The following is a 17,061-nucleotide window of genomic DNA, read 5'->3' as shown; positions in this document are numbered from 1 at the left end:
GCAGAGATCGCGGAGGCGGCGCGGAGGGCGCGGAGATCTCTGCGCGCTCTGCGTCTTCTCTGCGTCCTCCGCGGTTCAACCGAGCGCCTGCGGCGGCCGCAGGGGGGCCGTCGAATCTGCAACGGCTCCGCCACCCCTGATCGGGGGAAGCTGCGGGCCGCGGGCGCCTGTACCCAGGGCGCCGGCGCGGGACGGGCCGCGCACAGTGGCATGGGGCAGTTTCGATGGCGCGCATCACCTACAATCCGGCGACGACGACCGTGAACTTCGGCGACATCGCCGCGCTGCAGATCGGGCAGGCGCAGATCGTCACCTCCAACGCGACGACGCTGGCGGTGCGGACGACGGTCTCCGGGGTGATCAACGGAACCCTCGACGTGGTCTTCACGGGCGACTTCCAGGTCCTGGGCGGCGTGCCGGTGGGCGGCGCGTTCACAGGGCTGCGGGTGGACTTCAACGGCCAGACCCTGCTGACCATCACCGACTTCTCGCTGCCGCTGTCGGCCACCCAGGCGCCCGACCTGGACAGCCTGATGGCCACGATCCTGGGCGGCAGCGACGTGCTCACGGGCGCGGGGCTGGCCGACGTGCTGGAAGGCTTCGCCGGGCTGGACAGCATCGACGCGGGCGCAGGCGCCGACTTCGTGCAGGGCAACGCCGGCAACGATTCGCTGGTGGCCGGCGACGGCGACGACGTGGTCCGAGGCGGCCGCGACGACGACGTTCTGGCGGGCGGCGCGGGCAACGACTTCCTCTCCGGCGACCGGGGCTCGGATACGGTGACCGGCGGAACCGGGGCCGATATCTTCCACACCTTCGCGGGCGCGGGCGTGGACCGGGTGACCGACTTCAACCGCGCCGAGGGCGATCGTGTGGCGGTGCTGTCGGGCCAGACCTACACGGTGAGCCAGCAGGGCGCCGACGTGGTGATCGACCTCGGCAACGGCGACCGCATGACCCTGGTGGGCGTGCAGCAGTCGGCGCTGACCGGCGACTGGATCTTCAGCTTCTGAGCTGGAGCAGGCGCGAGCGGGCGGCGACGGCGGCGACGATCGCGCCCATCAGCAGGGCCGGCGCCACGATGGCCAGGCGCGGCCCGACCGCGTGCGCCAGGACGCCGTAGACGACAGCGCCCACCGGCGCGCCGCCCATCTGGCCGAGGGTGAAGATGGACAGCACCCGCGCCCGCGTCTCGGGCGGGGCGTGTTCCTGGACGAAGCCGCGGCCCAGGGTCATGGCGACCCCGCCGCCGAGACCCCAGGCGAAGTTCAGCGCGCAGAGGGTCCAGAGCGGCATGGGCAGGGCGCAGGCGAGCAGCACCAGCGCGCCGGACGCCAGGGCGGCGAGATAGGCCGCGCCCTTCCGGCGCGGCGCGCCGCGGCGCATCAGCAGCACCGCCGAGACCGTGGAGCCGCCCCAGAAGCAGAGCGTGAAGGCGCCGAGGGCGGTGGCGATCGCCGGGTTCGCGCGGCCGTCGGCGGTGTCCGGGAAGTATCCCTGGACGATGAGCGGCAGGAGCACCGAGAAGGCGCCGAAGAAGCAGACGCCCATGCCGATGGAGAGCAGCAGCACCGGCGCGATCACCGGCGAGGCGAGCACGGCGGCGAAGCCTTCGGCGATCTGGCGGCCGAGGAAGCGGAACGGATGGCCTTCGCGCGGCGGCCGCTCGCCGCTCGCCCGGGGCCGCATGCGCGTGGCCGCGACGCCCGCGAGCCCCAGCAGGCCAGCCTGCCCCAGCAGCAGCGCGGTCACCCCGATGATCGGCGTCGCCATGGCGAGCAGCATGCCGAGGATCTGCCCCACGAACTGGGCCAGGAAGGCGCCGGAGACGGCGCGCTGGATGTTCGCCGGGTCGGGCGCCACGTGGCTGAGGAGCGCGTCGCGGGCGGGGGTGGCGAAGGCGCCGATCACGCCCACGATCAGGGCGTAGGCGATCATCAGGCCGTAGGTGAGCCGTCCGGCGGCGACGGCGAGGCCGAGCCCCAGGAAGGTGACGGTGGCCGCGACGCAGGCGACGACGACGATGCGGCGGCCGTCGGCGCGGTCGGCCACGAAGCCCCCCAGCAGGATCAGCAGCGTGGTGGGCAGCTGCAGGCACATCTGGGCCACGCCGAAGCGGACCTCGTTCTCCTGCAGGACCACCCGCACGAGGTAGGGGAAGATGACCATCTGGACGCCGAACGCCAGGAACCAGGCGCCGTGCGCGAAGAGGTAGGCCGGAAAGCCGGCGGCGTTGCGGGCGGTTGCGCCGCTGCTGTTCATCGCCCCACCCCGCTCATGTCCAGGCCGCGAGCCCTCGCCCGAAGCGGCATGGCAGGCCGCGGCCCGGCGGACAAGCGCGACGCCCCGGCCGCGTCGCCGACGCGGTCATTCCGCCGACCGCGAAGCGCCGCGCGGGATGACAGCGGTTGGAGGCAGACGTCCTACAGCGCGAACGAGAAGCCGCCGTTCACGGGATAGACCTGGCCGGTGATCCAGCTGGAGGCGTCGGAGGCCAGGAACAGCACCATGTTGGCCACGTCGTCGGGCTGGCCAGGGCGGCGGATGATGTACTTCTCCAGGGTGCGCTTCAGCCGCTCGGGGTCGCCCTTGAGGGTCCGCTCGACGGCCGGCGTGGCGGTGAGCGCGATGGCCACCGAGTTGGCAGTGATGCCGTAGCGGCCCAGCGAGCGGGCGCAGCTGCGCATGAAGCCGGCCGCGCCCGCCTTGGCGCCCGCGTAGATCTCGAGACCCGCGTCGCCCCAGCGGCTGGCGTCGGAGATGATGGTGACGATGCGCCCGGGGGCCTGGCGCTGCAGCATGCCCGGGATGACCGCCGCGGTGCAGTTCATGACCCCGTACAGGTTGACGCCGATGAAGCTCTGCCAGACGTCGGGGCCGGTCTCCCAGAAGGGCTTGCCCAGTTCGGCCGAGGGGGTCGCGCCCGCATTGCCGGCGTTGTTGACCAGGATGCCGATGGGGCCGAGGTCGGCGGACGCCTTGGCCACCATGGCCTTCACCGCCTCGTGGTTCGAGACGTCGCACTGGGCGGCGACCGCCTTGCCGCCGGCGGCGCGGATCTCCTCGGCCACCGCCTCGGCGCGGTCGAGGACGTAGTCGTTCACCACCACGCCGCCGCTGCCGGTGGCGCCGCCCAGGTGCAGGGCGATCTGGCGGCCGACGCCCTGCCCGGCGCCGGTGACGAGGGCCACGCGGCCCGAAAGGTCGAGGATGTCGGTCATGGATGCCTTCCTGCAGGGGTCTGGAGCCGCGCGAGCGCGAGTATTCCGGCCCTGCCGTGGGGTCACGCCAGAGCCTGGCGCCGGCGCGCTGGCGCGGGGTCGAGTCTGCGCCTACGGTCCCGCGCATGAGGATGCCCGCGCCCGACGATGCGCTGATCGCCCGCAAGGCCGAGATCGTCCGCGCCCTGCGGCGGATCGTGCCCGGCGAGGGCGTGGTGTCGGACCCCGCGTCGCTGGTCCCGTTCGAGAGCGACGGCCTGTCGGCCTATCGGCAGACGCCGCTGGCCGTCGTGCTGCCCGAGACGACGGCGCAGGTGTCGCAGGTGCTGCGGTGGTGCCAGGCGAACGGCGTGAAGGTGGTGCCGCGCGGGGCCGGGACCTCGCTGTCGGGCGGGGCGCTCCCGCTGGCCGACGGGGTCGTGCTGGGCCTGTCCAAGTTCAACCGCGTGCTCGAGGTGGACTACGCCAACCGCTGCGCCGTGGTGCAGCCGGGGGTCACGAACCTGGGGGTCACCGCGGCCGTGGAGGCGCAGGGCTTCTACTATGCGCCCGATCCGTCCAGCCAGATCGCCTGCACCATCGGCGGCAACGTGGCCGAGAACTCGGGCGGGGTGCACTGCCTGAAGTACGGGCTGACCACCAACAACCTGCTGGGCTGCGAGCTGGTGCTGATGAGCGGCGAGATCGTCCGGCTGGGCGGCAAGGCGATGGACGCCGACGGCTACGACCTGCTGGGCCTGGTGACCGGATCCGAGGGGCTGCTGGGCGTGGTCACCGAGGTGACGGTGCGCATCCTGCCGAAGCCCCAGACGGCGCAGGCGCTGCTGCTGGGCTTCCCGTCGGTGGAGGCGGCCGGCGCCTGCGTGGGCGACATCATCGCCGCAGGCGTGATCCCCGCCGGGCTGGAGATGATGGACAATCCGGCGATCCGCGCGGCCGAGGCCTTCGTGGGCGCCGGGTACCCGGTGGACGCCGCCGCGCTGCTGATCGTCGAGCTGGACGGCCCCGAGGCCGAGTGCGCCGAGCTGACCGGCCATGTGCGGGCGTTGGCGGCGCAGCGCGGGGCCGATTTCGTGAAGGTGTCGCAGGACGAGGCCGAGCGGCTGGCCTTCTGGGCGGGCCGCAAGGCGGCGTTCCCGGCCGTGGGCCGGATCGCCCCCGACTACTTCTGCATGGACGGCACCATTCCGCGGCGGGCGCTGCCGCAGGTGCTGACCCGCATCGGCGAACTGTCGGCGCAGTACGGGCTGGGCGTGGCCAACGTCTTCCACGCCGGCGACGGCAACCTGCACCCGCTGATCCTGTACGACGCCGACAGGCCGGGTGATCTGGACAAGGCCGAGGCGTTCGGGGCCGATATCCTGAAGCTGTGCGTGGCCGTGGGCGGCGTGCTGACCGGCGAGCACGGCGTGGGGGTGGAGAAGCGGGACCTGATGGGCGAGATGTTCGACCCCACCGACCTCGCCTGCCAGCAGCGGGTGAAGTGCGCGTTCGATCCCGGCCTGCTGCTGAACCCGGGCAAGGTGTTCCCGACGCTGCATCGCTGCGCCGAGCTGGGCCGGATGCACGTGCACCGCGGCAAGCTGGCGTTCCCGGAGCTGCCGCGGTTCTGATGCCGGACGAGGCGATCAAGGTCCTGAAGCCCTCCAGTCCCGAGGAGGTCTGCGCCATTGTCGCCGAGGCCGGCGCGGCGGCGCGCCACGTGGAGGTCGTGGGCGGCGGCACCAAGCGGGGCCTGGGCGGCATGGACCCGGTCGACGCGGTGCTCTCGACGGCGCGGCTGGACCGGATCGTGGACTATTCGCCCGAGGAGCTGACGCTGACGGCCCAGGCCGGCGTGCGGATCGCGGACCTGGAGCGGCTGGTGGCCGCCAAGGGCCAGATGCTGGCCTTCGAGCCGCCCCGCTGGACGCGGCTCCTGTCGGCGCGCGGCGAGCCGACGCTGGGCGGCATCCTGGCGGCGAACCTGTCGGGGCCGCGGCGCATCCGGGCGGGCGCGGCGCGCGATCACTTCCTGGGCTTCGAGGCCGTGTCGGGCCGGGGCGAGGCGTTCAAGGCCGGCGGGCGCGTGGTCAAGAACGTCACGGGCTACGACCTGATGAAGCTGATGGCCGGGTCGTGGGGCACGCTGGCGGTGCTGACCGAGGTCACGATCAAGGTGATGCCCGCGCCGCGCGCCGAGGCGACCCTGCTGCTGTTCGGCCTGGCCGACGTGCGGGCGAGTGAGGCGATGACCGCGGCGCTGAACGGGCCGTTCGAGGTGTCGGCTGCGGCGCACCTGCCCAGCTTCGCCGCCCGCGCGCGCCCGCTGAAGGCCGAGATGCCGGTGACGGCGCTGCGGCTGGAGGGCTTCGACACGTCGGTGGCGGCGCGGGCCGAGGCGCTCTACGGCGCGCTGAAGGGCTTCGGCCGGATCGACGAGCTCTCGGGCGCCCACTCGGCCGAGTTCTGGGGCCAGATCCGCGAGGTCGAGGCGTTCGCGGGCGACCCGCGGCCGCTGTGGCGGCTCTCGCTGCCGCCGGCCTCGGGCTGGAAGGGACCGCACGGGCTGCCGGGGGACGCGCTCTACGACTGGGGCGGCGGCCTGGCCTGGCTGCTGACCGAGGAGCCGGCGGCGAAGGTGCGGGCGGTGGCGGCGGGCCTCGGCGGGCACGCCCTGCGCCTGCGCGGCGGCGAGGCCTTCGGCCCGCGGGAGGGCGCGCTGGGCGCGCTGCAGGCGCGCGTCAAGGCGGCGTTCGATCCCCTGGGCATCCTCAATCCCGGGCGCATGGAGGGCGCCTGAATTCGAAAACCTGTGCTATCTGGCACGGCCCCCCGGGACGAGCGCCGACATCGGCGCGGATGCAGGGAAAGCCCGCCGAAGGACATGAGCAGCGACGCCGCTTCCGAACTCGACGACCTGCGGCGCCTGGACACCGACCTCGTGGAGCGGGGCGTGCTGCTCAACGACCTGATGTCGGCCAGCCACGACTGCGTAAAGCTGATCGACCGGGAGGGCCGGCTGCAGTTCATGAGCGAGGGCGGCCGCCGGGTGATGGAGGTCGACGACTTCGCCCTCCTGCGCGGCGTGTACTGGCCCGACAACTTCCCTGAGCCGGGGCGCACGGCGGCGATGGCCGCCCTCGCCGCCGCCGCCGCGGGCGAGGTGGGCCGCTTCCAGGCCGAGGCGCCGACCGCGAAGGGGACGATGAAGTGGTGGGACGTGATGGTCTCGCCGATCCGCAGCGGCGACGGCCGTGTCGGACACCTGCTCTCCATCTCGCGCGACATCACCGACATGAAGCGGATCGAGGCCCAGCACGCGCTGCTGGTGCAGGAGCTGCAGCACCGTGTGAAGAACACCCTGAGCGTGGTGCAGTCGCTGGTCCGCCAGACCCTGCGCGCCGCGCCCGATCCGCAGGCCGCGGCGGCGTTGATCGACGAGCGGCTGGCGGCGATGGCGGAGGCCTACGAACTGCTCTTCGCCGCCCACTGGCAGTCGGCCCCGCTGCGCGCGCTGACCGAGGCGACGCTCCGGGTCCCGCGCATCGACCCGGCGCAGGTGGAGCTGGACGGACCGGACCTAACGCTGGCGAGCGGGGTGGTGCTCGGCTTCACGCTCGTGCTCTACGAACTGGCGACCAACGCCATGAAGTACGGCGCGCTCACGTCGCCGGGCGGCCGGGTCTCCATCTCGTGGCGTCCGGAAGGATCGAAGCTGATCGTCGACTGGGTCGAGAGCGGGGGCCCGCCGGTCGCGGCCCCGCAGCGCCTGGGCTTCGGGTCGCGGCTGATCCAGACGGCGCTGCGGGGCGCGGGGCGCAAATCCGAGGTAAGCTACGCGCCTGATGGCCTGCGCTGGAGATTCGAGTCGCCCCTCGAGGGCCTTGCGGCCGACGTCCCGCCGCCGGCCGGTCCGGCCGCCTGACACGCGGGACCCCGCGTGAGGACGGCGTTCACCCCGGCGCAGCTCGCCGATCCGAAGACGGCCGCGTCGGCCGCCGCCATCCGCACCTGCGTGCACTGCGGCTTCTGCACCGCGACCTGCCCGACCTATGTGCTGACCGGCGACGAGCGGGACAGTCCCCGGGGCCGGATCGAGCTGATCCGCGAGATGCTCGAGCACGGCGGCCCGCCGGCGCCGTCCACCGTGACGCACATCGACCGGTGCCTGTCGTGCCTCGCCTGCACGACGACCTGCCCCTCGGGCGTCGACTACGCGCAGCTGATCGACCACGCGCGGGCGCACATCGAGGCGCACCATCGCCGGCCGTGGTTCGAGCGCACCCTGCGGGCGCTGATCCCGGCGGTGCTGACCAACCGGACACGGCTGCGCTGGGCGCTGCGGCTGGGACGGCTGGCGCGGCCGCTGGAGCCGGCGTTCGCGCGGCTGAAGCTCGCGCCCCTGGCGGCGCTGCTGCGGCTCGTGCCGGCGCGGGCCCGGGCCGCGCAGGCGCCCGCGCCGCCGCGCGGCAAGGTCCGCGGGCGGGTGATCCTGCTGCAGGGCTGCGTGGAGCCCGCCATGACGCCGCAGGTCCGCGCCGCGGCGATCCGGCTGATCACGCGGGCCGGCTACGAGGTGACGCTGGCCGAGGGCGAGGGGTGCTGCGGGGCGATCTCCGAGCACCTGGGCCGCGCGGACGAGGCCCGGGCGATGGCGCGGGCCAACCTGGCCGCCTGGGCCCGCGCGGGACGGGTGGACGCCATCGTCACCACGGCGGCGGGCTGCGGCACGGCGCTGAAGGCCTACGGCCGGCTGCTGGGCGAGACGGGGGCAGGCGCCGCGGCCCAGGCCCGGGACGTGCTGGAGTTCATCGCCGAGGCGGGCCTGCCCGAGGTGGTCCGCATCCGCCGCCCGACGGTGGCCTACCACGCGGCCTGCTCGCTGCAGCACGGCCAGCAGATCAAGGCGGCGCCGCCGCGGCTGCTGGCCGAGGCCGGCTTCGAGGTGCGTCCCATCGCCGAGGGCCACCTCTGCTGCGGCTCGGCCGGGGTCTACAACATCCTGCAGAGCGAGATGGCCGGGCGGCTGCGCGACCGCAAGGCGGCGAACATCCGCGCCACGGGCGCCGAGGTGCTGGCCGCCGGCAACGTGGGCTGCATGGCGCAGCTTTCGCCCGCGGTGGACATGCCCGTGGTGCATCCGGTCGAACTGCTCGACTGGGCGACCGGCGGACCGATGCCCGCCGCCATCGCCCCCACGGCCGTGCGGGCCCCGGAATAGACCGCCGCCTCCTCGGAGGGGGCCGCATCGGGCGGCCGCGTCAGAAGCGGCCGGAGACCTGCAGGCCGAGCGAGCGGGTGCCTTCCGGGCCGCCCCGGAACACGCGGACCTCGGCGCGCTGCACGACCCCCGAGGCGCGGCTGCCCTGGAAGAAGGTGCGGGTGCGGTCCTCGGACGGCCCCAGGACGTTGTTGGCGAAGACGCGGACCGTCACCGGCTTCAGCGCCGTGGTCTCGACGAAGAGGTCGAGGCGGGGCTGCGCGCGCTCGTACGCGTAGAGCTCGGCGCGGCGGTACTCCTTGCGGCCGGACCACTGGACCAGGGCCGCGCCCCAGGACGAGGACAGCTCGGGCAGGTTCTGGCGGAAGTTGAGGACGTAGGCCCAGCGCTTGTTGCCGGCGTTCAGGACCGGGGCGCCCGAGGCCGAGCCCTGGCGCTCGAGCGGCACGGAGAATTCGCGGCGCTCGCCGGTGACGGGGTCGGTGACGCGGGTGCGCTGGTAGAGGCCGTTGAAGCGCAGCTCGGCGTTGGGGAGGCCGAACGCGGCGAGCGGCATGGCGCCGCGCAGCTCGATCCCGATCCGCGAGCCGTCGCCGATGTTGCCGTAGGCGTCGAAGCCGCCGATGTCGACGAGGTCGTGCACGTCCTGCACCCGGTCGGCGAAGGCGGCGACCGTGAGCGCCGTGCGGGCGCCGAAGCGCCGCTCCCACTCGACGCGGGCCTTCCAGGCCTTCTCGGGCACGAGGCCGGGGTTGCCCTGGATCGTCGAGGTGTTGACGAAATCGACGGCGCTGGAGAACTCGGCGAAGTCGAGTTGGGCCACGTCGCGCAGCAGGCTGAAGCGCAGGCTGGTCTGCGGGTCGACGGCATAGGTTCCCGACACGCGCGGCTTCACGAAGCGGAAGCTGCGCTGCTTGCGCTGGTCGCCGGTCTGGGTGATGCGCGAGAGCTCGAGGTTGACGCCGGATTCCAGGGTCAGCCGGGGCGACAGCGTCCAGATGTCGGAGGCGAAGACCTCGCCGCGGGTCTCCTCGACCCGGGCGTCCGAGACCGCCAGGGGCACGGGGACCACGGGGCCGCCGCGCGGCTGGTTGGCGATGTCGAGGGTGGTGTCGCGGTAGTTGAACGCGCCCTCGGCCCCGACTTCAAAGGTGTGCGCCTTCGAGGCGGTCCACTTCAGCTGGCCGCGGACGATGCGTTCGCCGCCGCGGGTGGACCGGTCCTGGGTGCGGGTGAGGAAGGCGTTCGGGAAGGTCTGGATCTCGAAGCGGTCGTGCTGGTCGACGCTGGTGGCGGAGACGAGCGTGATCAGCTTGAGCGACAGGCCGCCGTCGAAGCGGCGCTCCCAGTCGCCGCCGAACTCGGCGGTGAAGTTGCGGTCGAAGTCGGAGCGGCCGAGCAGGAACTGGCGCGGCGCGTCCTGGGCCGACACCTCGGCCTGGATGATGTCGAGCGTGTTCCAGGTGGGCGCGGCCTGGAGGCTGAGGTTCACCGAGTCGCGCGGGGTCGGCTGCCAGCGCAGGTTGGCGGCGCCGGTGATCCCGATGTTCTGCGGCTTCTGCAGCTGGCGGCGCGCGCCGGCGGGCGCGGCGGCGGGGCCGGTGGTCAGCCGCTCGCGGACGTCGCCGCGGCCCAGCAGGGTGGGCAGCTGGACGTCGAGGGCCAGGACGGCGTTGGGGGCGAGCGCGATCGAGCGCGACGCCTGGCCGACCCAGCCGATGCGGTTGGAATACTGGATGTGCCGGACGCCCACGGTGTAGGTGGTCGAGCCGCCGCGGCGGCCGGCTTCGCTGACCACCACGTTGACGATCTGCGCCTGGCCGCGGACGTCGACGGCGGCGTCGCTGCCGGAGAGCAGCTCGATGCGCACGACGCTGCCGGCGGGGATGCGCTTCAGGAGCTCGGCGGCGAGGGTCTTGGAGCTGGGCCGCTCGCCGTTGATCAGCAGGTTGCCGGCGGTGGCGCCGAAGCCGCGCCGCTCGTCGCCGTCGCGCAGCTCGAAGCCGGGCACCCGGGCCACCATGTCGGCGGCGGTGACCGGGTTGTAGGGGGCGAAGAAGGCGGCCGGGAAGGACGTCGCGCCGGGCGCCCCTGCGTCGGAGGCGGGCGGCGCGGGCGCCGGGGCGGTCGAGGAAGGCGCCTGGGCGAACGCGGGCGCCGCGAGCGACGCTCCCAGCGCGGCCAGGGACGCCGCCCGCAGCCACGCGGCCCTGCCCGCTCCGATCCTGCCCATGCCATCCCCGCCCATGAGTGAGTCTATTTTTTGTACTCTTAAATTGAACGACGTTCCCGGATGGGTCAATCTCGCCACGGGGCGTCGGCCGCAGGGATGGGATCGCCATGCGCTGGGATGAACTCGACACCGACAACTGCCCGGTGGCGCGGACCATGGCGGTGATGGGCGACCGCTGGACGGTGCTGATCCTGCGCGACTGCCTGCGCGGGGTGAGCCGCTTCGACGACTTCTGCGCGCGGCTGGGCTGCAGCCGCACCACCGTCTCGGACCGGCTGGCGCGGCTGGTCGAGGCCGGGGTGCTGGAGACCGAGGCGTACCAGGCGCATCCGCCGCGGCACGACTATCGCCTCACCGCACAGGGGCGCGACCTGGGCGGGGTGCTGATGCTGATGGCGCGCTGGGGGGAAACCTGGCGGCCGAAGGCGGGGACCCGCCCCCTGCAGCGCCGTCACCGCGCTTGCGGCCGCGCGTTCCAGCCGGTCCTGGTGTGCTCGGAATGCGGCGAGCCGGTCGCCCCCGGCAGCGTCGAGTACGGCGACACGGCGGCGGCGGCGGGCTGACGCGCGCCGCGGGCGCGGTAAGGTGGCGGCGGAACAGGGAGGATCGGGCGATGAGCGAAGGCGCGGGGATCGGGTACGAGACGGTGCTGCCGGCGGGCTGGAGCCGGCCGCGCGGGTTCGCCCAGGCGGTGAAGGCCACGGGGTCGACGGTGCTGCGGGTGTCGGGCCAGCTGGGCCGCGCGCCGGGCGCGGCCGGCGTGGAGGCCGGGGCGTCGCTGGGGACACAGTGGCGGCTGGCGCTGGAGAACCTGATCGCGGTCGTGCGCGCGGGCGGCGGCGACATCGGCAACATCGTGCTGCTGCGGGCCTATGTGACCGACATGGCCGAGTTCAACGCCGGCGGCGCCGAGGTGGGCGCGGCCTGGGCCGCGACGCTGGGCCGCCACTTCCCGGCCATGACGCTGGTGGGCGTGACCGGGCTGGTGGACCCGAACGCGCGGGTGGAGATCGAGGCCGAGGCCGTGTTGGCCTGACGGGCCCCGGCTACTTGTCGGTGAGCGCGCGCTTCGCCTGGGCCTCGACGGTGTCGCGGGGGATCAGGCGGATGGTGGAGCTGGCCTTGGCCAGCACGTTGCCGGCGGGGTCGAGCAGGCGGCCCTCGGCGAAGCAGGTTGCGCGGCCGCGGCGCTCGATCCAGCCCTCGGCGGTGACCCGGCCGGGGCGCGCGGGGGCGAAGTAGCTGACCTTCAGCTCGAGCGACATGGGGGTCATCTCGGGCATCAGGCCGATGGAGGCGTGCGCCATGGCCGCGTCGATCCAGCCGCAGACGAAGCCGCCCTGGGCGACGCCGCCCGAGTGGCACATGTGGGGGCCGCACTCGTACTCGATGGCCGCGCGGCCCTCGGCGTTCTGGAGCACGCGGACCTGGCCAAGGGCGGTCTGCAGGGTGGGCGCAACGGCGTCGGACATGGCCGGAAAGGAGCTTGCGCGCGCGGCTTAGTCAAGGCGGCGGCGCTTGAGTTCCCCGGGAAGGCGGGCAAACTGGACGGCGTGCGTTACGGGTGGAGACCGGGAAGATGGCGTTGGGTGTGGCGGCTCTGGCCGCGGCGTTGATGATGCAGGCGGGGGACCCGGCGGCGGCCGCCGCGGCGGCGAAGCCCGCGAAGGCGGAGAAGGCCAAGCCCGAGAAGGTCTGCGTGACCGAGGCGCAGCTGGGCTCGCACTTCAAGCGGAAGATCTGCGCCACGCCCGAGGAGTGGGAAAAGCGCCGCCAGCGCGACCAGGACGAGATCACCCGCGCCCAGGGGAACCTCCCGAACAACTAGAGGCGGCCGGGGGGCGGAGCCCTGCCCCTTCAGCTGTCATCCCGGTTTCCGCGGCAGCGGAAGACCGGGACCCATACGCGCCAGACTTCGGTGGTCGTGGCGCGGCGGGGGCGGCTGGGGTGGTCCTGAAGCGCGGAGTCTATGGGTCCCGGTCTTCGCCTTGCGGCGAAACCGGGATGACAGGGGGATATGGCGGCGCTCCCACCTTTCAGCTGTCATCCCGGTTTCCGCGCTGGCGGAAGACCGACCCATACGCGCCAGACTTCGGGGGTCGTGGCGCGGCGGGGGCGGCTGGGGTGGTCCTGAGGCGCGGAGTCTATGGATCCCGGTCTTCGCCTCGCGGCGAAACCGGGATGACAGGGGGATGTGGCTGCGCTCCCCCCTTTCAGCTGTCATCCCGGTTTCCGCGCAGCGGAAAACCGGGACCCATACGCGCCCGATCTCGGAGGTCGTGGCGCGGCGGGGGCGGCCCGGGGTTTGCCTGAGCCGCGGAGTCTATGGGTCCCGGTCTTCGCCTTGCGGCGAAACCGGGATGACAGGGGGGCGTTCGCGGAACGGTTTGGCTTGTTGGGGGTTTAAGGGGGTGGGCCCGGGGCGTGCTTTCGCTTGCCTGGACGGGTCGACGACCAGGGAGAGACCCCCATGCGCATGACCCTTCTCATCGCGGCCGGCGCGGCCGCGCTGGCGCTCGGCGCCTGTCAGCAGAAGCAGGAAGAATCCCCGGCCACCACCGATGCGGCGGCGGCGGCGGACGCGGCGGCGGCTTCGGCCCAGAGCGCGGCGGCCAACGCCAGCGCCGCGGCGGCCGATGCGGCCCAGTCCACGGGCCAGGCGATGGAGAACGCCGCCGAGGCCGCGGCCGACCGCGCCGATGCGGCGGCCGACCGGGCGGGCGCGGCGATGGAGTCCACGACGACCCCGCCGCCCGAAAAGTAGGACAGTCAGACTTCGACGTCAGGGCTTCCGGCGGGGCGACCTGCCGGGAGCCTTTTCGTATGCGCGGGCCGTCAGGCCGTGGGGCCGCCGCGGGCCGGGCTGACCCGGCCGTCGTCGAGGTCGTAGCGGGCGGCGACGATCTTGAGCTGCCCGGCCAGCACGCGCGCGCGCAGCGGCGCGGACTGGGCGAAGATCTCCTGCGCGGTCCGCGCGGCGTTCAGCGAGATGGCGGCGTCGACGGTGTCGACCGCGCCCGGCGGGACGGTGCGCACGGCAGGCGCGATGAGGCCGGCCAGAGCGGCGATCCGGGTGCCCTGGTCGGCGGGGTCGCCCTTGCCGGCGAGCGCATCGGCGGTGGCGCGCACGGCGCCGCAGCGCTCGTGGCCTAGCACCATCACCAGCGTCGAGCCCAGGTGGATCACCGAGTACTCGATCGAGGCGAGCACCGCGTCGTCCACCACATTGCCCGCCACCCGCACGGTGAACAGGTCGCCCAGGCCCTGGTCGAAGATGAGCTCGGGCGCGACCCGGCTGTCGGCGCAGGCGAGGATCACGGCGAAGGGCGCCTGGGCCGCGGCCACCTGGGTGCGGCGCGCCAGCGAGCTGTTGGGATGCGACGACTGGCCCGCCACGTAGCGCGCATTGCCGGACATCAGGCGTTCGAGCGCCTCCTCGGGCGGCACGGACGGCGCGGCGTGGTGCGCCGCGGCGGCGGGCGGATGGGCCTCGGCCGCGGGCGCGGCGGGCGCGGCCTTGCCCTTGGGCTTGGCCTTGGGCTTGGCCTTGGGGCGCGGCTTGGCGGCGTGGACGGCTTCCTCGGCCAAGGCGGGCAGCGCGAAGAGCGCGGGAGCCGCGAACAGGAGGGCGCGGCGGCGCGACAGGAGGTTGGTCATGGTCGTCCCCGGATTTGTCGCGCGCGAGCATACGGACGAGAGGTTAGGAAGACCTTTGCCGTGACTGGCGCTGACCGAGCGCGCCGGACGGGCGCTGGGGGCGCGGGTGGACCGCTGGGTCGCCCGCACGCGGGCCGCGGTCTAGCGTCGGGTCGGGGCCGGGTTCCGGCTGGCGCGGCGGGCCGGCCCCCTCTCGCTCCGCGAGCTCCCCAGGCCCGCGCACCCCCTCAGCTGTCATCCCGGTTTCGCCGCAGGCGAAGACCGGTACCCATACGCGCCCGATGACCGTGGCGGCCCGCGGGCGGCGCCTCCCGCGCCTCATCCGGACCCACGGAGTCTATGGGTCCCGGTGTTCCGCTTGCGCGGAAACCGGGATGACAGCCGTGGGGGTGGGCCGGCCCCCTGCGGGGAACTGCGGCTTGGCTGTGGGCGTTGGTTCGCCACGGCCCAGGTCGGGGGACCACGAGGAGCGCCCGCATGTCCCTGGGGACCATTCTCATCATCATCCTGATCCTGGCCCTGATCGGCGCGCTGCCGAGCTGGGGCTATTCGCGCGGCTGGGGCTATTTCCCGAGCGGCGGCCTGGGCCTGGTGCTGGTCATCGTGATCATCCTGGTGCTGCTGGGACGGATCTGACGCCCGCGGGGCGGGGCTCCCTCGCCTCGCCCCCCGATTGCCCTTAGCATCCGCTCCACGCTGACGGGGAGGATGCATGACCGCGACGGAAACCGGGGCTGACGCGCAGGTTCCGCCGGCGGCGCTCTCGCCGCAGCTCACCGCGGGCCAGCGGCTCCGCGCGATCCTCGGCGGCTCGTCCGGAAACCTGGTGGAGTGGTACGACTGGTTCGTCTACTCGGCCTTCGCGCCCTATTTCTCGGCCCAGTTCTTTCCCAGCGACGACCCGCTGACGAGCCTGCTCGGCACGATGGCGACCTTCGCGGTGGGCTTCTTCGCGCGGCCCGCGGGCGCGTGGCTGATGGGGCTGTACGCCGACCGGGCGGGCCGCCGCACGGCGCTCACGGCCGCGGTGGCCCTGATGTGCTTCGGCTCGCTGATCATCGCCGTGCTGCCCGGCTACGAGACCATCGGGATCGCCGCGCCGATCCTGCTGGTGACCGCGCGCATCCTGCAGGGCCTGTCGGTGGGCGGGGAGTACGGGGCCAGCGCCACCTACCTCTCGGAGATGGCCGGGAGGAAGCGCCGGGGCTTCTGGTCGAGCTTCCAGTTCGTGACCATGGTGATGGGGCAGCTGATCGCGCTCGCGATCCTGGCGCTGCTGCAGACCACGCTCTCGGACGAGGTCCTGCGCGACTGGGGCTGGCGCATCCCCTTCTTCATCGGCGCGGCCATGGCCGTGATCGTGTTCTGGGTGCGCGCGCGGATGGACGAGAGCGCCTCGTTCGAGAACTCCAGGGCGCGGGGCGAGGAGCGCGCCCGCACCATGCTGCTCTTCCTGCGTCATCCCCGCGAGACCGTGGCGATCTTCCTGTTCACGGCGGGGGGCTCGCTCGCCTTCTATTCCTACACGACCTACATGCCGAAGTTCCTGAAGGGCTCGGGCGGGCTGCCCGACGCCACGGCCACGGCGATCTCGGCGGGCTCCCTGTTCGTCTACCTGGCCGCCCTGCCGCTGTTCGGCTGGATCAGTGACCACCTGGGCCGGCGCGCGACGCTGGCCTTCGCATTCGGGGGCTGCGCCCTGATGACCTACCCCGCGATGACGGCGCTGATGAACGGGCCGGACCCGCTGGCGGCCTTCCTGATCGTCTCGGCGCTGGTCTTCGTGCTGTCGGGCTACAACTCGGTGAGCGCGGTGGTGAAGGCCGAGCTGTTCCCCGCCAACGTCCGGGCGCTGGGCGTCGCCCTGCCCTACGGCATGGCCGCGGCGATCTTCGGCGGCACGGCCGAGATGCTGGCGCTGGCGTTCAAGAAGGCGGGGCACGAGACGTGGTTCTTCGTCTACGTCTCGGCCGTCCTGGTCATGTCGCTGCTGGTGGTCTTGCGCCTGCGCGAGAGCAAGACGCACAGCCTGATCCTCGAGGACTAGCGGATGGATGGGCTGAACATCGCCGCGCTCGTCCTCTTCGGCCTGGCGTGGCTGTTCTACGAGCCGCTGCTGACCGCGTTCGGCAAGCGCCGCGGCGGCGTGCTGAACACCGATCTCACCGTCATCCGGATCGCCTGGATGCAGAACATGACCAGCCGCGAGGTGCGGCTGATGGACGGCCAGCTGCTGGGCCAGACGCTGAATTCGTGCTCGTTCTTCGCCTCCTCCAACCTGCTGCTGATCGCGGCGGCCTCCGGGGCGCTGTTCGGCGGCCCCGGCACCTTTGCGGCCGTGTCGTCCCTGGAGATCGTGCAGACCTCGTCGCGGGCGCTGTTCGAGATGCAGCTGGCGCTGGTCGTGGCGTGCCTGGCCCGAGGGCTGCTCGACTTCATCTGGGCCATCCGCCAGATCAACTACTGCTTCGCCGCCCTGGGGGCGACGCCCGAGCCCCTGCCCGAGGCCGAGCGGATGGCGTTCGGCGAGGCGCTGGCCCGGGTCATGAACCCGGCGCTCAAGTCGTTCAGCGCCGGCGTCCGCGGCTACTACTTCGCGCTGGCCGCGGGGGCCTGGCTGTTCGGGCCGTGGGCGTTCATGGCCGCGACGCTGGGCGCGGTCGGCCTGCTGCTCTGGCGGCAGCGCTGGTCGAAGGCGGCGCTGGCGATCCAGGCGTTCCGGCGCATGCTGGAGCAGCGCTAGGGCG

Annotated in this window: 17 protein-coding genes; 12 read left to right on the top strand and 5 right to left on the bottom strand. The window is 73.2% G+C overall.

The features are described 5' to 3' along the window. Window positions 1–224: 224 nt before the first annotated feature. Complete coding sequence (locus AC2D8W_RS08800; RefSeq protein ID WP_484671231.1) at window positions 225–1,013, top strand: calcium-binding protein; 789 nt, start codon at window positions 225–227, stop codon at window positions 1,011–1,013. Here the strand turns inward: AC2D8W_RS08800 and AC2D8W_RS08795 are convergent. Then, window positions 1,003–2,262 carry an MFS transporter gene (locus AC2D8W_RS08795; protein ID WP_484671230.1) on the bottom strand — a complete coding sequence of 420 codons (1,260 nt, stop codon included), beginning with the start codon at window positions 2,260–2,262 and terminating at the stop codon, window positions 1,003–1,005. The two genes, AC2D8W_RS08800 and AC2D8W_RS08795, sit on opposite strands and share 11 nt — an antisense overlap. Window positions 2,263–2,423: 161 nt before the next feature. Further along, on the bottom strand, window positions 2,424–3,221 hold the full coding sequence (locus tag AC2D8W_RS08790) for an SDR family NAD(P)-dependent oxidoreductase (RefSeq protein ID WP_293482787.1): 798 nt from the start codon (window positions 3,219–3,221) through the stop codon (window positions 2,424–2,426). A gap of 125 nt (window positions 3,222–3,346) precedes the next feature. On the opposite strand from AC2D8W_RS08790, the gene AC2D8W_RS08785 reads away from it, so the two are divergent. The 4 genes from AC2D8W_RS08785 to glcF all read left to right on the top strand — a co-directional run bounded on the left by AC2D8W_RS08785 (window position 3,347) and on the right by glcF (window position 8,424). Continuing rightward, complete coding sequence (locus AC2D8W_RS08785; protein WP_484671229.1) at window positions 3,347–4,834, top strand: FAD-linked oxidase C-terminal domain-containing protein; 1,488 nt, start codon at window positions 3,347–3,349, stop codon at window positions 4,832–4,834. Further along, window positions 4,834–6,003, top strand: coding sequence for a glycolate oxidase subunit GlcE (gene glcE, locus AC2D8W_RS08780; RefSeq protein WP_484671228.1), 1,170 nt, complete (start codon window positions 4,834–4,836; stop codon window positions 6,001–6,003). The genes AC2D8W_RS08785 and glcE overlap by 1 nt, the downstream gene beginning before the upstream one ends. An 84-nt stretch (window positions 6,004–6,087) precedes the next feature. Next, a complete protein-coding gene (locus AC2D8W_RS08775; protein ID WP_484671227.1) occupies window positions 6,088–7,128 on the top strand; it encodes an HWE histidine kinase domain-containing protein in 1,041 nt (346 codons plus the stop codon). Between the two features lie 15 nt (window positions 7,129–7,143). Further along, window positions 7,144–8,424: a glycolate oxidase subunit GlcF gene (gene glcF / locus AC2D8W_RS08770; protein ID WP_484671226.1), complete on the top strand. Its 1,281-nt coding sequence runs from the start codon at window positions 7,144–7,146 to the stop codon at window positions 8,422–8,424. A gap of 40 nt (window positions 8,425–8,464) precedes the next feature. Here glcF and AC2D8W_RS08765 read toward each other — a convergent pair whose 3' ends face one another. Next, window positions 8,465–10,657 carry a TonB-dependent receptor plug domain-containing protein gene (locus AC2D8W_RS08765; protein WP_484671225.1) on the bottom strand — a complete coding sequence of 731 codons (2,193 nt, stop codon included), beginning with the start codon at window positions 10,655–10,657 and terminating at the stop codon, window positions 8,465–8,467. A gap of 107 nt (window positions 10,658–10,764) precedes the next feature. Here AC2D8W_RS08765 and AC2D8W_RS08760 point away from each other — a divergent pair, with 107 nt between their 5' ends. Together AC2D8W_RS08760 and AC2D8W_RS08755 are read left to right on the top strand one after the other, a co-directional pair. Continuing rightward, the gene (locus AC2D8W_RS08760; protein ID WP_484671224.1) at window positions 10,765–11,220 is read left to right on the top strand and encodes a winged helix-turn-helix transcriptional regulator; all 456 of its coding nucleotides are present in this window, start codon (window positions 10,765–10,767) and stop codon (window positions 11,218–11,220) included. Between the two features lie 50 nt (window positions 11,221–11,270). Then, entirely contained in the window at window positions 11,271–11,693 is a 423-nt protein-coding gene (locus AC2D8W_RS08755; RefSeq protein WP_484671223.1) for a RidA family protein, read from the top strand. 10 nt (window positions 11,694–11,703) lie between these two features. On the opposite strand, the gene AC2D8W_RS08750 is transcribed toward AC2D8W_RS08755, so the two are convergent. Then, window positions 11,704–12,129, bottom strand: coding sequence for a PaaI family thioesterase (locus AC2D8W_RS08750; RefSeq protein WP_484671222.1), 426 nt, complete (start codon window positions 12,127–12,129; stop codon window positions 11,704–11,706). Between the two features lie 107 nt (window positions 12,130–12,236). Between AC2D8W_RS08750 and AC2D8W_RS08745 the strand changes: the two genes are divergently transcribed. Both AC2D8W_RS08745 and AC2D8W_RS08740 read left to right on the top strand, forming a co-directional pair. Then, complete coding sequence (locus tag AC2D8W_RS08745; protein WP_484671221.1) at window positions 12,237–12,485, top strand: hypothetical protein; 249 nt, start codon at window positions 12,237–12,239, stop codon at window positions 12,483–12,485. Between the two features lie 642 nt (window positions 12,486–13,127). Further along, the gene (locus AC2D8W_RS08740) at window positions 13,128–13,421 is read left to right on the top strand and encodes a hypothetical protein (protein WP_484671220.1); all 294 of its coding nucleotides are present in this window, start codon (window positions 13,128–13,130) and stop codon (window positions 13,419–13,421) included. A 71-nt stretch (window positions 13,422–13,492) separates the two neighbouring features. Here AC2D8W_RS08740 and AC2D8W_RS08735 read toward each other — a convergent pair whose 3' ends face one another. Then, complete coding sequence (locus tag AC2D8W_RS08735; protein ID WP_484671219.1) at window positions 13,493–14,314, bottom strand: carbonic anhydrase; 822 nt, start codon at window positions 14,312–14,314, stop codon at window positions 13,493–13,495. A 477-nt stretch (window positions 14,315–14,791) separates the two neighbouring features. Between AC2D8W_RS08735 and AC2D8W_RS08730 the strand changes: the two genes are divergently transcribed. From AC2D8W_RS08730 to AC2D8W_RS08720, 3 genes are all read left to right on the top strand, one after another. Then, complete coding sequence (locus tag AC2D8W_RS08730; protein WP_293481571.1) at window positions 14,792–14,950, top strand: DUF3309 family protein; 159 nt, start codon at window positions 14,792–14,794, stop codon at window positions 14,948–14,950. 76 nt (window positions 14,951–15,026) lie between these two features. Next, window positions 15,027–16,361 carry an MFS transporter gene (locus AC2D8W_RS08725; protein WP_293481570.1) on the top strand — a complete coding sequence of 445 codons (1,335 nt, stop codon included), beginning with the start codon at window positions 15,027–15,029 and terminating at the stop codon, window positions 16,359–16,361. A 3-nt stretch (window positions 16,362–16,364) separates the two neighbouring features. Next, a complete protein-coding gene (locus AC2D8W_RS08720; protein ID WP_484671218.1) occupies window positions 16,365–17,057 on the top strand; it encodes a DUF599 domain-containing protein in 693 nt (230 codons plus the stop codon). The last annotated feature ends 4 nt before the right edge of the window (window positions 17,058–17,061 follow it).

Source organism: Phenylobacterium sp. T106, from assembly GCF_057219735.1.
Note: the sequence above shows the minus strand (reverse complement) of the source record. Positions and strands in the feature narration are given on the sequence as shown.